The sequence below is a fragment of the Agrococcus sp. ProA11 genome (assembly GCF_039880525.1).
GTDB lineage: Bacteria > Actinomycetota > Actinomycetes > Actinomycetales > Microbacteriaceae > Agrococcus > Agrococcus chionoecetis.
Genome location: NZ_CP156989.1, coordinates 2,373,697 through 2,387,025 on the forward strand (window position 1 = coordinate 2,373,697; position 13,329 = coordinate 2,387,025).

The window sequence follows — 13,329 nt, forward strand, 5'->3', positions numbered from 1 at the left end:
CTCGTGACGGGCCTGCGGCCCTCCTCGACCGGCGGAGGGGGCTACGCGCGCTTCTGGGCCAGGCGCTCGGCGAGGCCCGCCTCGTCGGCCAGGCGAGGCTCGGTGGTGCGCTCGGGGTTGATGCCGCGCTTGTCGGCGTAGAAGGCGCGGATCTGCTCCATGTCGGCGGGCACGTCGCCGGTCAGCTGCATCGTGGGGCCGAGCCCCGTCGTGCCGGTGCCGGAGTCGACGAAGCCGAGCGTGACCGGCACGCCCGCCTCGTAGGCGATGCGGTAGAAGCCGCTGCGCCACTGGCTCGAGCTGCGCGTGCCGTCGGGGGTCACCACGATCGCGGCGTGCGGGTCGGTGCGGGCCAGCTCGATCACGCGGTCGGCGAGCCCCGCGGGGTCGTCGCGGTCGACGGGGATGCCGCCGAGCCAGTGCATGACGCGGCCGAACGGGCCCTGGAAGAGCTCGCGCTTGCCGAGCCAGCGCACGGGCAGGCGGGCATCCCACGTGATCGCGAGCATGAGCACGAAGTCGCGATTGGACGTGTGGGGCGCGCCGATCAGCAGCCGCGGCCCGTCATGCGTCGGGTGCTCGCGCTGCAGCTGCCACGGGCTCAGCGCCCAGTGCAGTCGCGCGATCGCGTGACGGATCGGCATCATGCCCATGCGTGCCCCTCGGTGGTGGTCGTCAGCGGCGCGCTCAGCGCCGCATGTCCAGCATGGGGCAATCGAAGGGATCGCGCGCTGCGAGCCCGACGCGGTTCAGGTACCGGACGACCTCGCCGTATGCGCCGACCAGGCTGGTCTCGACGTAGGCGATGTCGTGCTTCGCGCAGTGGGCGCGCACGATCTCGCTCGCCGCACGCAGGTGGGGGCGCGCCATGTTCGGGAAGAGGTGGTGCTCGACCTGGTAGTTCAGGCCGCCGAGCAGCGAGGTCGTGCCCCAGCCGCGCACGTTGCGCGAGGTGCGCACCTGCTTGGTGAAGAAGTCGAGCTTGGCGTCGCGGCTGACGGTCGGCATGCCCTTGTGGTTCGGCGCGAAGGATGCGCCCATGCCGACGCCGAAGACGGCCATCTGCACGGCGAAGAACGCGAGCGCCATCAGCGGCGGCATCACCAGCAGCAGGAACGTGATGTAGAGGGTGAATCGGGTCGCGATGAGGCTGAGCTCGATCCACCGGCCTGTGACGGGTCGGCGCTCGAGCAGCGTGCGGATCGAGTGCTGGTGCAGGTTGAGGCCCTCGAGCGTGAGGAGCGGGAAGAAGAACCAGCCCTGCTGACGGGTGATCATCCGGACCAGACCGCGCGACTGCTTCGCGTCGCTCGGCAGGAACGAGATCGTGTCGACCTCGATGTCGGGGTCGCGACCGATCTGGTTGGGGTTCGCGTGGTGGCGCGAGTGCTTCGACATCCACCACTGGTGGCTGATGCCGACGACGCCGGCGGCGAGGATGCGGCCGAGGCGGTCGTTGGCGGGGCCCGACTTCAGCACCTGACGGTGCGAGGCCTCATGCGCGACGAACGAGATCTGCGTCAGCACGATGCCGAGGCCTGCGGCGATGAGCAGCTGGAACCAGCTGTCGCCCAGCAGCACCGACCCGACGAGCAGCCCGACGAGCGCGACGCCGAGCCCGACCATCAGCCAGGTGTAGAAGCCGACAGCCCGCTCCAGCAGGCCCGCATCGCGCACCGCCTTGGCAACGACTCGGAAGTCGGCGCGGCGGTCCTCTTCGGATCGATCGGATGCGCGGACTGTCGTTCGCAGCGCTCCGTGTGTCACCGCGGGTGCGGTCGTCGTGGTCATACGGCCCCCTAGGGGTCATCGGCGACTTCCCAGCCGGTGGAGGCCGGCCGACCTCGTGTGGTCGGGACCTCGGATGCTTCTTAGCGTATGGCGTACGCAATGCCGGAGGCGGAATACGGGCTATGGGTTGCGCATGCATGCGGCCTGACGGCGCACGCCTGCAGCTCGGTTGCGCACGCGCAGAGCCCGGCTGCGCAGTGCAGCCGGGCTTCGTCGCGATGGGAGCGGGGTCAGCGCGCGGCGGCGCCGGCGCTCTCCGCGTCCGCAGCGGCATCCGCCGCGTCGGCGTGCGGCGCTGCCTCGACCGAGTCGTCCAGGATGTCCTCTGGCGAGATCGGCGCGGCACCGGCGACGGCGATCGGCTGGGCGTCGGGATCGGTGCCCTTGGCCTTCTTCTCCGGCGTCGGCAGCTGGCCCGATTCGCGCAGCTCGGCATAGTGCGCCTGCGCCTCGGCCTGGCGCTTGCCCTCCGCGCCCGATGCGATGCGCGAGCGCAGGTGCTCGTCGCCGAGCCCGAACGCCGCGACCAGGTCGAGCGCATGCGGGCGGATCTTCGGCAGCAGGCGCTCGATCGTCGAGCTGACGGCCTGCGAGCGAGCACCGGAGAGGCGGCCGTTCTCGAGGTACCACGCCGCGTGCTCCTCGATGATCGTCAGCGCGAAGAGGTCGCGCAGGTGCGTCAGCACCTTCCTGGTCGCCTCGGGGCTGCGGTCGACCGCCTGCGCGAGCGCGTCGTACTGCTGCAGCTCGACCCAGGCGCGCGCAGCCTCGATGAGCTGGTGCTGCTCGGCGTTGAACGCGGCGGCGGCCTTCTCCTGCTCCCTCGGGGCGTGCCGGAGACGGCCGGCGATGTCGGCGACCATGGTCTCGACGCGATCCTCGAGCAGCTCACGCTGCAGGTCGCGGTCGCGCAGCGCGATCGACGACTTCTTCACGTTGCGCAGGTCACGCACATCCTGCGAGAGGGTGCGCAGGCCCACGAACGTCGACGCGCGCTCGAAGAACTGATCAGCGGCGAAGCGCGCGATGTCGGCCTTCGACGCGCCCTTGAACTGCTTGGCGAAGTCACCGAGCAGGCGCTTGCCGACCAGCTGCAGGAGCACGGTGTTGTCGCCTTCGAAGGTGACGTAGACGTCGAGGTCGGCGCGCAGCTGCACGAGCCGGTTCTCGCCCAGGAAGCCGGCTCCGCCGCACGCCTCGCGCGCCTCCTGCAGCGTGTCGAGCGCCTGCCAGGTGGAGAGCGACTTGAGCCCGGCGGCGAGGGTCTCGAGATCCTCTCGCTCCTCCGGCGTGTCCGTGCGGCCCGAGAAGACGCCGTCGAACTGCACCAGCAGGCGCTCGTGCGCGTAGGTCTGCGCGTAGGCCTTGGCGAGGCGGGTGAACAGGCGGCGCTGGTGCCGGCGGTAGTCGAGCAGCACCTCCTCGTGCGTCTCGCTCGACGCGTTGAACTGGCGGCGCTCCGACCCGTAGCGGATGGCGATGGCGAGCGCGGCCTGCTGGGCGACCGCGGCTGCGCCGTCGAGCGAGACGCGGCCCTGCACGAGCGTGCCGAGCATTGTGAAGAAGCGGCGTCCCGGGCTGTCGATCGGGCTCGAGTAGGTGCCGTCCGGCGTCACATCGCCGTAGCGGTTCAGCAGGTTGACGCGCGGCACGCGCACCTGCGTGAAGTGGAGCCGCCCGTTGTCGATGCCGTTGAGGCCGCCCTTGTAGCCGTCGTCCTCGCCGCCGATGCCGGGCAAGAAGCTGCCATCCTCGTCGCGCAGCGGCGTGTAGAACGCGTGCACGCCATGGTCGACGCCCTTGGTGATGAGCTTCGCGAAGACCACGGCGGCGGTGCCGTGCAGCGCTGCGTTGCCGAGGTAGTCCTTCCACGCGCCGCGGAAGGGCGTGTCGATGACGAACTCCTCCGTCGCCTCGTCGTAGGTCGCGGTGGTGCCGATCGAGGCGACATCCGAGCCGTGGCCCGTCTCGGTCATGGCGAACGCACCCGGAACCTCGAGGCTCATGATCGCGGGCAGGAACGTGTCGTGGTGGTAGTCGGTGCCCAGGTGCAGCACGGCCGCGCCGAAGAGGCCGAACTGCACGCCCGACTTGATCTGCAGGCTCGGGTCGGCGAGCACGAGCTCGACGAAGCCGGCGATGTTGCCGCCGTGGTCGTCATCGCCGCCGAGGCGCGACGGGAAGGCGGCGAGCACGGCGCCGTCGTCGACGAGCATGTGCATCTGCTCGAGCACGCGCTGTCGGTGGTCGGCCATCGGCTGGTCATCGAGGCGCTGGTAGCGCGGGTCGGCGACCTTGGCGCGCGCCGCGAGGCGGCGTTCGCCCCAGGTGCCGCGCAGGTCTCGCCCGAGCCAGTCGACATCGACCTTGCCGTGCTGGCGAGGCTCCTCGCTGCGCTGGCGGCGGGTGCGGTTCGTGTCGGCCATGGGTCCCCCTCGGACGTGATGATGCGGCGCCTCTGCAGGCGCATTACCACGGTAGGCGCGCCTCCGGCCGGGGTCACCTGCCCTTGATCGAGGGCACAAGGGCACGCGGGAGGGCCCCTCGTCGAGTTGTGCCGTGCCTACAACGCTGCGGCGTATCCGCTGTCGACCATCGCACCTGCGTCGCCGACCCGCGCTAGCTCGACGTGGAGGCCTCGAAGACGGTCGCGCCGCCGATCAGGGTGCGCGCGACGGGCATCGAGCGCAGCGCCGCCGCGACCCGGTGCGGATCGTCGCCGCTCGGCAGCCGCGCACCGAGCACGACGAGGTCGGCCGGCTCTCCCGCGGCGATGCGCGTGCGAGCCGAGGCGGCGATCGCCTGCGGGATCGTGATGGACTCGGCCGCCTGCCACGGCTCCTCGTCGCCGCGCGTGCGCGTGACCGCGGTGGCGATCGCGCGCCACGGGTCGAGCGGCGTCACCGGCGCGTCGGAGCCCAGGACCACCGGCACCCCGGCCTCCAGCAGTGAGCGGATGCGGAAGGCGTCACCCGCGCGATCCGCCCAGAGCGACTCCGTGAGCTCGCGATCGTCGAGCGCGTGCTCGGGCTGCACGGAGGCCGTGAGGCCGAGCCGCGCGAGGCGGGGGATGTCTGCCGCGGAGACGAGCTGCGCATGCTCGATGCGATCGTCGATGCTGCTGCGGCCTGCGCTCGCGGCACGCTCGAACGCGTCGATCGCCGCGCCCACGGCCGCGTCGCCGATCGCGTGCACCGCGGCCGCGAGGCCGAGCTCGCCGGCGCGGGCCAGCAGCCGATCGAGGTCGGCGTCGTCGACGTTCCGCACGCCGGAGCCCTCGCTGCCGGTGGCTCCGGCGTACGGATGCGCCGTCCACGCCGTGCGGGTGCCGAGCGAGCCGTCGGTGATGACCTTCAGCCGGCCCATGCGGGCACTGCCGGCGATCGGGTCTCCGGTGCGCAGGCCGCGCTGCGCCGCGAGCTCGAGATCCTGCTGGTAGACCCCGACCTCGACGCGCGTGGGCGTGACGCGTCCCGGACGCGTCCACGCGCCCACCGCATCATCGAACTCGAGATCGACGACCCCGACGACGCCGCGCTCGGCGGCCGCCGCCAGCGCGTCGACGACCAGTCGGTCGAGCGCATCGGTGTCGAGCATCCCCTCGACCGCCTGAAGCGCGTCGAAGGCCGCATCCTCGCGCAGCAGCGCGCCGTCGAGGTTGCGACCGAGGCGCTCGAGCATGGCGGTGTTCGGCCACGAGCAGTGGACGTCGCTCGAGACCACGAGGGTGGGCACCGTGCCGGTCGCCGCATCGAGCAGCGCTCGCGTGGGCGGAGCCGGCCACAGTCCGTCGCGCATGCCGACGAGCACGAGCGGATCCCCGGCAGCCCCGGCGTGCGCAGCGTGCGCGCGCGCCGCCGTGCCTGCGATCGCGGCGGCCTCGTCGGCGGTGGCGGCGTCGAGCACGCTCGGTCGGGTGCGGTGGCGCGCCCACTGCCCCATGTGGGTGTGCTCATCCCAGAGGCCAGGGATGAGCGTCGCGCCGTCGAGATCTTCCCGCTCGCCCACCGACGGCGTCGATCCGGCGGGGCTCACCCGCTCGATCGCCCCGTCGACGATGTCGACATCGGCCAGCAGATCACCGGTGGCAGGTGCTCCGCCCAGGGAGTAGAGACCGTCGAGCAGGCGGACATTCGCAAGTCGCATGGTCGGCACGCTACCGGGCGCCGCGCCCGTCGGTCGCGAGGGCGCGGCGCCCGATGTCGGTCAGTGCGCGAGCCGCGCGGTTGTCCCTCGACGACGGGCGACGCGCTCACGATCGACGCGAGTGGGGGGTGCCGCCTGTCGCACGAGTGCGATGGCGGTGGCGATCAGCCCGAGGGCGCCGATCGCGGCGACGATGCCGAGCCAGGTGGGATCCATGGCTGCGGTGCTGAGCCAGGTGGGGTTCATGACCATGATGATGCGCTCCTGCTCCGGATTGGGCCAGAGGCGAGATTCAGAGACCGCCGGCCCAGAGGCGCTCGGTGCTCACGGCGTGGGGGCTGCGCGGCTGCGAGCGCTGCGGCGCGCGACCCCGCGCCTGCAGCTCCGCGACGACGCGCTCGGCGCGCTGCTCGGCCAGCAGTCGCGCCTCGCGATCGGCCAGGCGATCGCGCATGCGGGCGACCAGCTCGGGGTCGGGTACGACGCGCGGTGCTCGCTCGCGCAGCAGCGAGATGGCGGTGCCGATGACGCCGGCGAGGCTGATCACGGCGATGACGATGATCCAGGTGATGTCCATGGCAGAAAGTGTGCGCTTGCGAAGTTCCTGCCACCAGTGGCAGGATGGCCAACATCCAATAAGATTCTGTCAACCGCGTCTGCAGCCCGACGACACGGGCCCGACCGAGAGGGAAGAGATGCTGAAGATCGCCTGCATCGTCGACGACGACGTGACCGTGTTCGAGCTCGCCGTGGCGGCCGAGGTGTTCGGCATCGATCGCACCGACCGCGGCGTGCCGCGCAACGACTTCCGCGTCGTGACGCCGACGCCGGGCCCCGTGCGCATCTCCGGCGGGCTCTCACTCCCCGTCATGGTCGACGAGGATCTCGAGTTCGCCGATCGCGCCGACGTCATCATCATCACGCCCTACGCCGAATGCAGCGCCGACCTGGCCTGCAGCCTGCCGGTCGCGCGCGTCATTCAGCGTGCGGTGGAGCGCGGCGCACGAGTCCTGACGATGTGCACGGGCGCCTTCGTCGCGGCACGCGCGGGCGTGCTCTCCGGGCGCCGCGTCACGACGCACTGGGCGCACACCGATGCGCTCGCAGCCGAGTTCCCGCAGCTGACCGTCGAGCGCGACGCGCTGTGGGTGGATGACGGGCCGATCACCACGAGTGCGGGCACCGCGGCCGCGATCGACGCAGCGCTCCACATTGTGCGTGAGTTGCAGGGAGCGCAGGTCGCCGCGACGATCGCGCGGTCGATGGTGGTACCGCCGCTGCGCGATGGCGGCCAGTCGCAGTTCGCCATCGGCCCGATCGCAGCCCAGCGCGCCGAGACGCTCGCGCCGCTCATCGAGTGGATGGTCGAGCACCTCGAGCAGGAGCACTCGGTCTCGGCGCTGGCGCGTCGGGCGAACCTGTCCGAGCGCACGTTCGCGCGACGATTCCGCGAAGAGCTGGGGACGACACCGGCAGCATGGCTGACGTCGCAGCGGGTGCAGCGAGCGCAGCAGCTGCTCGAGGTCACGGATCTCGGGCTCGATGCCATCGCGGAGCGGGCCGGCTTCAGCACCGCCGCACTGCTGCGACACCACTTCTCGCGGCAGCTCGGCGTCGCGCCCTCCTCGTACCGACGCCGCTTCGCCCGCCCCGAGCCGGTCACGGCGTAGCGGGGGCGGACGCAGGCACTGACGTCAGCCGAGCGAGCTCCAGCTCGGGGGCATGAAGCCCTCGGGCTCGAGCGTGAAGCGGCCGATCGCCGTGGCTGGGCGCTTGCGCAGCTTGGCGTTCGACGAGCGCAGCTCCTTGTAGGGCTTGCCGTACACGGTCACCTCGCGGCTCGCGCCGAACTCCTGATCCGGGCGCTCGCGCGGGATCGTCAGCACCCGGCCGGCTGCCCAGTCGGGCTCTTGCGGCATCACCGGCGCCAGCTCGATCGCGCTGCCCTCAGGATCGAGGAAGCCGCCGAACGCCACCGGGTCGCCGCCGCCTATGGGCGTCAGCCAGCGCATCCACCGCCCCGGGTCGAACTCCGGCAGCGGCTCGCGCGCTGCGGCCTCCACGGCGCGGCGCGTGCCGACCAGCCAGCGCTCGTAGGCATGATCCTCGTTGCCGTCGAAGGCATAGAGCTGCAGATCGAGCAGCGCGTCGTCAGCGTCGAGCGCGTGCTGCTCGATGCTGAGCGTGTCGGCGCGCACCGCGCCGTAGGCCCAGGGATGCAGCGCCTTCCCGAACCGCGTCGCCGCTTCGACGATCAGCCCGCCGGTCTCCTCGTCGAGCTCGGCCTCGACGCGGAACGGCACGCCCTGCGCGTCGATCGCCCACAGCCCGAACGGATTCACGGGCGCATCGCCCTCGCGCTCCGGCGGCGGCTCCTGCAGGAACCGGTCGGCGGTTGATGCGATCAGCAGGTCGCGCTCGTCCGACTCCCATTCGTCGTCGAGCGTCGCGTCGCCACGCACCTCGGCGGCCTTCGGCTCCGGCTCCAGGTCGATCTCGACCACCCAGCCGAACTCCTCGTCGAGGTCGACGACCTGCTTGACGAGCGTGCTGTAGACGCCGGGCGGGATCTCGCCCGCGCCCTCCGGCACGAGCACGTAGGTGCGCGCCATGCGCGTCGGGTCGTTCGAGAGGGCGATCTCGACGATCGGCCCGCGCCGCGTCTCGAGGAAGCCATGGATGGGGAAGTCGAGCTCGCCGACGGTCTGAGTCACGGCTCCACGGTAGTGGCGATGCGCACGTGGCAGGCTGCCGGCGTGCGCGGACCGGCCGGAGCCGACGGGGCGGTGAGCGAGACGGCAGGTGCCGCTCAGGCGAGCAGCGCGCCGCTGCCGGGCGGGAGCGAGAGCACGCCGTCGTCGACCGCGACCGACGGATGCGTCTGGAAGCGGATGCGGTCGCTCGTCACCGAGATGGTCTGGGGCTCGTCGCCGAAGTTGATGACGATCTCGACCGACGAAACTGGCGTGCCGGCGACGCCGGCGCGCTCCTCGACCGACGGAGTAGCGCCCCGGATGAGGCGCAGCACTCGGGTCTGCTCGTCGGCCTCGACGCGGTTGCGCGCGTAGTGCGGGTCGGTGAGCGCATCGAGCTCGCGGCGGAGACCCGCGAGCTGCCGGTAGCCGTCGAGCACGCGAGCGTGGCCCTCGCGACGCTGCTCGCTCCAGTCGAGCTTCGAGTCCTGGAACGTCGCCGGGTCCTGCGGGTCCGGCACGACCGACTCATCCCAGCCCATCGCTTCGAATTCCGCCAGTCGCCCCTCGGCGGTCGCCTTGCCCAGCTCGGGCTCCGGGTGCGAGGTGAAGAACTGGAACGGCGTCGACGCGCCCCACTCCTCCCCCATGAACAGCATGGGCGTGAACGGACCGCCGTAGAGCAGCAGCGCGGCGCAGAGCAGCTGCGACTCGTCGAGCACCTCCGAGGTGCGGTCGCCGCGCGCGCGGTTGCCGATCTGGTCGTGGTTCTGCGCGCTCACCACGAGGCGCCAGGACAGCGACCGCTGGGTATCGATCGGATGCCCGTGGTCGCGTCCGCGGAAGGACGAGAAGGTGCCGTCGTGGAAGAAGCCGCGCTCGAGCGACTTGGCGAGCGCCGCCAGTGGCTCGAAGTCGGCGTAGTACCCCTCGGTCTCGCGCGTGAGCGCCACGTGCACGCCGTGGTGGAAGTCGTCGGACCACTGGCCATCCAGCCCGTAGCCGCCCGCTTCACGCGGCGTGATGAGCTTCGGGTCGTTCAGGTCGCTCTCGGCGATCAGCTCGAGCGGACGCCCCAGATGCGCCGCGAGCGCGGCGGTCTCGATCGCCATCTCCTCGAGGATGTGCGGCTCGCTCTCGTCGAGCAGCGCGTGCACGGCATCGAGGCGCAGCGCATCCACGTGCATCGACTCGAACCAGAAGCGCACGTTGTCGAGGATGTGGCGGCGCACCGCCGGCTCGGCGAGGTTCATGTGCTCGCCCCAGGTGGAGCGTCCCTCGCTCGAGAGGTAGGGACCGAACAGCGGCAGGTAGTTGCCGGAGGGCCCGAGGTGGTTGTAGACGACGTCCTGCACGACCGCGAGCCCGGCGGCGTGCGCGGCGTCGACGAAGCGCTGGTAGGCGGCCGGCCCGCCGTAGCCCTCGTGCACCGCGTACCAGGCGACGCCGTCGTAGCCCCAGTTGTGCGTGCCGTTGAAGGCGTTCACCGGCAGCAGCTCGACGTGCGTCACGCCGATCTCGAGCAGGTGCCCGAGCCGTTCGGCGGCGGCGTCGAGCGTGCCCTCCTGCGTGAAGGTGCCGATGTGCAGCTCGTAGAGCACGCCTCCGGCGATCGGGCGACCGGTCCAGGCGCCGTCGGCCCAGTCATGCGCCGATGCATCCCAGGTGCGCGAGCGCTCATGCACCCCACCGGGCTGGTGCGTGGAGCGCGGATCGGGACGCACGGCATCGTCATCGTCGATCTGGAAGCCGTAGTCGCCGGCCGGCGCGAGCGCGTGCCACCACCCGGCCTCGCCGCGCGTCATCGCTTCCGTGCGGTCGCCCGCGACCACGCGCATCCGCTCAGCGTTCGGCGCCCAGACCCGGTATTCGTGCAGCTCGCTCATGTCACCAATGGTGCCAGCGGCTCCTCCGTGTCAGATGTGTGCGTGCCGGGACGCGACCGTCAGCGCGGGCGCCGCTGGCGGTCGAACCACTCGGTGGAGCTGGGGAGGAAGAGCAGGCCGACCAGCAGCAGCCAGACCGCCGAGAACGCGGCGGCTGCGAGGAGATCGCCCGTCGCCGCGCCGGTGGAGAGCCGCGTCGCCGTCGTCACGGCCGCGATCACGAGCAGCGCCCACCGGCCCCACTCGCGCCGCCGCGTGGCGGACACCAGCGCGGCGGCCTGGGCTGCCACGATCGCGCCCGCGACGAGCAGCGGCACGCTGCCCACCGGCAGCAGCTCAGGCGGCACACCGACGGCGAGCAGCGTGATCTCGGCCGGCCCGCTGCCCACCAGGCCGAGCACGACGAGCACCGCGCAGCCGAGCACGAGCACGACGAGCGCGCGGAAGGCTGCGAGCAGCCAGCCGGTCACGTGTCGGTGCGAGTCAGCAGTGCGACGGGGAGGGTGCTCAGCAGTTCGGTCAGCTGCACCGCGCCGCCCTCGAACTCGCGACCGGTGAGCAGCTCCCGCCAGCGGCCTGCGCCGCCTGTGGCATCGGGCAACTGGATGCTCGTGTCGCCCCATCCGCCACGCGCCGCCAGTCCGATCGGCAGCCGCGTCGCCACGGCCACCGCTCCACCGCGGTCGAACGCGATCACGTGCTCGGCTGCCTCACCGTGACTGAGCAGCGGCGAGTAGTCGCTGAAGCGCTCCGGATGTGCACGGCGCAGATGCAGCGCCTCCCGCACGAGTCGGGTCTTCGCCAGCTCGAGATCCCACTCGGGCGACAGTGGGTCGCGCGCCTCGGCGCGCAGCGCATCCATCCGCTTCCAGTCGACCGGCCGACGGTTGTCGGGGTCGACGAGCGACTGCTCGAGCGCCTCCGCGCCCTGATAGATGTCGGGGAAGCCGGGGATCGTGAGGTTCAGCAGCTTGGCGGCGAGCACGTTCGCGCGGAATCCTGCCTCCGTCTCGGCGAGGAACGCCTCGACGTCGTGCGCGGCCGGCTCGGCGATGACGTGCTGCACGAGCTCGGTAAGGTTCGCCTCGAACGTGGTGTCGGGATCGGTCCAGTGCGTGATGGCGTCCGCTTCGCGCGCCGCCTTCTCCATGTAGGCGACCAGGCGATCCTCGCTTGCCGGCCAGGCGCCGATCACGGCCTGCAGCAGCAGGTTGACGAAGGCGCGGCCCTGACGCGGGGCGAACACGAGCAGCTTGTCGAGCAGCTCCTCCCAGGCAGCGGGCACCTCGGCGATGGTGGTGATGCGTGCGCGCACATCCTCGCCCCGCTTGGTGTCGTGCGTCGAGAGCGTATTCATCGCGTGCGGCCACTCGGCCTGCCGTCGGCCCATCGCCGCGTGGAAGTCAGCCACGTCGATGGCGAAGACCTCGGGGTCGCCGCCGACCTCGTTGAGGCTCGTGAGCCGCGAGTAGCGGTAGAAGGCCGTGTCCTCGACGCCCTTGGCCATCACCATGCCGCTGGTCTGCTGGAAGCGCAGGGCCGCAGGCTGGCGAGCATTGCCGAGCACCGGCATCAGCGCGTCGATCGTGTCGGCGAGCTCCGGCCGATACTGCTTGGCGCGCTCGGCGGCCGTGCCCAGGTGCTCGAGCCCGTCGGGCAGGTACGAGCGGTAAACGGGGAAGCACGCGAGCAGCTCGGCGATCGCGTCTGCGGTCTCGGCCGGCGCGCCCTCGTCGCCCCACGCATCCGCCGCCCGTACCTCGCGCTCGAGGCGCAGCACCTCGGCGCGCAGGATGCCGTCGGCGATGCGGCGCTTGGTGCGGTGCGTGAGCTCGGCCCAGTCGACCGTCTCGCCGCCGCGCAGGCGCGCGTCGAGCGCATCGAGCCGCTCGGCCGCGGATGCGTCGGTGAGCACGCGGTCGATGGCCGCGAGCGTGTCATAGCCGGTGGTGCCGGCGGTCGCCCAGCGCGGCAGCTCCTCGCCGGGCTCCAGGATCTTCTCGACCAGGACGAAGGCACCGCCCGTGATGCGATCGAGGTCCTCGAGGTAGCCGGCCGGGTCGCGCAGCCCGTCCGGGTGATCGACGCGCAGCCCGTGCACGAGACCCTCGTCGAACCAGCGCTCGATCTCGCCGTGCGTGGCGTCGAACACCTCGGGCAGCTCCACTCGTACGCCCGCGAGCGTGCTGACGGCGAAGAAGCGGCGGTAGTTGAGCTGGTCGTCGCCCTGCTTCCAGTGGCCCAGCCGGTAGTGCTGGCGCTCCAGCACCTCCTGCGCGGTGCCCTCGCCGGTGCCGGGCGCGACGGGCAGCCGCGTGTCCCAGTAGCGCAGCGCCTCGCCGCCGGGCTCCAGCTCGAGGTGGGCGACCGTGCCGTCCTCCGACCAGTCGTCGTCGCCGACGATCGGCAGCAGCAGCTTGCCGCCACCGGCCTCCCAGTCGATGTCGAACGCATCCGCCAGGGCGCTCTCGGCGCCGTCCCGCAGCACCTGCCACCACCAGTCGTTGTGCTCGGGGGTGGCGACGCCCACGTGGTTGGGCACGATGTCGACCAGCACGCCCATGCCGAGCCGGCGCGCCTCGGCGGCGAGCGCATCCAGGCCCTCCTTGCCGCCGCGCGAGGCATCGACTCGCGCATGCGAGACCACGTCGTAGCCGTGGTCGCTGCCGGGCTCCGCCTGCAGGATCGGCGACAGGTAGACCCAGTCGACGCCGAGGTCGACGAGCGCCTCGAGCCGCGCGGCGGCGTCGAAGAGCGTGAAGGCCTCGTTGATCTGCAGACGGTAGGTGCTGAGCGGCGTGCGCACTGTTCTC

At 71.7% G+C, this 13,329-nt stretch carries 11 protein-coding genes; 1 reads left to right on the plus strand and 10 read right to left on the minus strand.

The window, feature by feature from the left end; translation table 11 throughout:
* Nucleotides 1-41 precede the first annotated feature (41 nt).
* The 6 genes from ABG090_RS11380 to ABG090_RS11405 all read right to left on the minus strand — a co-directional run bounded on the left by ABG090_RS11380 (nucleotide 42) and on the right by ABG090_RS11405 (nucleotide 6,514).
* On the minus strand, nucleotides 42-653 hold the full coding sequence (locus tag ABG090_RS11380) for a 1-acyl-sn-glycerol-3-phosphate acyltransferase (protein WP_347754616.1): 612 nt from the start codon (nucleotides 651-653) through the stop codon (nucleotides 42-44).
* A 34-nt stretch (nucleotides 654-687) separates the two neighbouring features.
* Entirely contained in the window at nucleotides 688-1,791 is a 1,104-nt protein-coding gene (locus ABG090_RS11385; RefSeq protein WP_347754617.1) for an acyl-CoA desaturase, read from the minus strand.
* 230 nt (nucleotides 1,792-2,021) lie between these two features.
* Nucleotides 2,022-4,217, minus strand: coding sequence for an acyl-CoA dehydrogenase (locus tag ABG090_RS11390; RefSeq protein WP_347754618.1), 2,196 nt, complete (start codon nucleotides 4,215-4,217; stop codon nucleotides 2,022-2,024).
* 193 nt (nucleotides 4,218-4,410) lie between these two features.
* Nucleotides 4,411-5,937: an amidohydrolase family protein gene (locus ABG090_RS11395; protein ID WP_347754620.1), complete on the minus strand. Its 1,527-nt coding sequence runs from the start codon at nucleotides 5,935-5,937 to the stop codon at nucleotides 4,411-4,413.
* 60 nt (nucleotides 5,938-5,997) lie between these two features.
* Nucleotides 5,998-6,183, minus strand: coding sequence for a hypothetical protein (locus ABG090_RS11400; protein ID WP_347754622.1), 186 nt, complete (start codon nucleotides 6,181-6,183; stop codon nucleotides 5,998-6,000).
* A gap of 46 nt (nucleotides 6,184-6,229) precedes the next feature.
* Nucleotides 6,230-6,514: a hypothetical protein gene (locus tag ABG090_RS11405; RefSeq protein ID WP_347754623.1), complete on the minus strand. Its 285-nt coding sequence runs from the start codon at nucleotides 6,512-6,514 to the stop codon at nucleotides 6,230-6,232.
* A gap of 118 nt (nucleotides 6,515-6,632) precedes the next feature.
* Here ABG090_RS11405 and ABG090_RS11410 point away from each other — a divergent pair, with 118 nt between their 5' ends.
* A complete protein-coding gene (locus tag ABG090_RS11410) occupies nucleotides 6,633-7,607 on the plus strand; it encodes a helix-turn-helix domain-containing protein (RefSeq protein ID WP_347754624.1) in 975 nt (324 codons plus the stop codon).
* Between the two features lie 24 nt (nucleotides 7,608-7,631).
* On the opposite strand, the gene ABG090_RS11415 is transcribed toward ABG090_RS11410, so the two are convergent.
* From ABG090_RS11415 to treY, 4 genes are all read right to left on the minus strand, one after another.
* A complete protein-coding gene (locus ABG090_RS11415; RefSeq protein ID WP_347754625.1) occupies nucleotides 7,632-8,651 on the minus strand; it encodes a hypothetical protein in 1,020 nt (339 codons plus the stop codon).
* Nucleotides 8,652-8,746: 95 nt separating this feature from the next.
* Nucleotides 8,747-10,516: a malto-oligosyltrehalose trehalohydrolase gene (gene treZ, locus ABG090_RS11420; RefSeq protein WP_347754627.1), complete on the minus strand. Its 1,770-nt coding sequence runs from the start codon at nucleotides 10,514-10,516 to the stop codon at nucleotides 8,747-8,749.
* A gap of 59 nt (nucleotides 10,517-10,575) precedes the next feature.
* Nucleotides 10,576-10,986 (minus strand): hypothetical protein, encoded by a 411-nt coding sequence (locus ABG090_RS11425; RefSeq protein ID WP_347754628.1) that lies wholly within the window; start codon nucleotides 10,984-10,986, stop codon nucleotides 10,576-10,578.
* Nucleotides 10,983-13,322 (minus strand): malto-oligosyltrehalose synthase, encoded by a 2,340-nt coding sequence (gene treY / locus ABG090_RS11430; RefSeq protein ID WP_347754629.1) that lies wholly within the window; start codon nucleotides 13,320-13,322, stop codon nucleotides 10,983-10,985. Before treY ends, ABG090_RS11425 begins: the two co-directional genes overlap by 4 nt.
* Between the last annotated feature and the right edge of the window lie 7 nt (nucleotides 13,323-13,329).

Coding starts and splice junctions, on each gene's coding strand:
- ABG090_RS11405 (WP_347754623.1), bottom strand. CDS start 6,514: ATGGACATCACCTGGATCATCGTCATCGCCGTGATCAGCCTCGCCGGC.
- ABG090_RS11385 (WP_347754617.1), bottom strand. CDS start 1,791: ATGACCACGACGACCGCACCCGCGGTGACACACGGAGCGCTGCGAACG.
- ABG090_RS11395 (WP_347754620.1), bottom strand. CDS start 5,937: ATGCGACTTGCGAATGTCCGCCTGCTCGACGGTCTCTACTCCCTGGGC.
- ABG090_RS11410 (WP_347754624.1), top strand. CDS start 6,633: ATGCTGAAGATCGCCTGCATCGTCGACGACGACGTGACCGTGTTCGAG.
- ABG090_RS11380 (WP_347754616.1), bottom strand. CDS start 653: ATGGGCATGATGCCGATCCGTCACGCGATCGCGCGACTGCACTGGGCG.
- ABG090_RS11390 (WP_347754618.1), bottom strand. CDS start 4,217: ATGGCCGACACGAACCGCACCCGCCGCCAGCGCAGCGAGGAGCCTCGC.
- treZ (WP_347754627.1), bottom strand. CDS start 10,516: ATGAGCGAGCTGCACGAATACCGGGTCTGGGCGCCGAACGCTGAGCGG.
- ABG090_RS11400 (WP_347754622.1), bottom strand. CDS start 6,183: ATGAACCCCACCTGGCTCAGCACCGCAGCCATGGATCCCACCTGGCTC.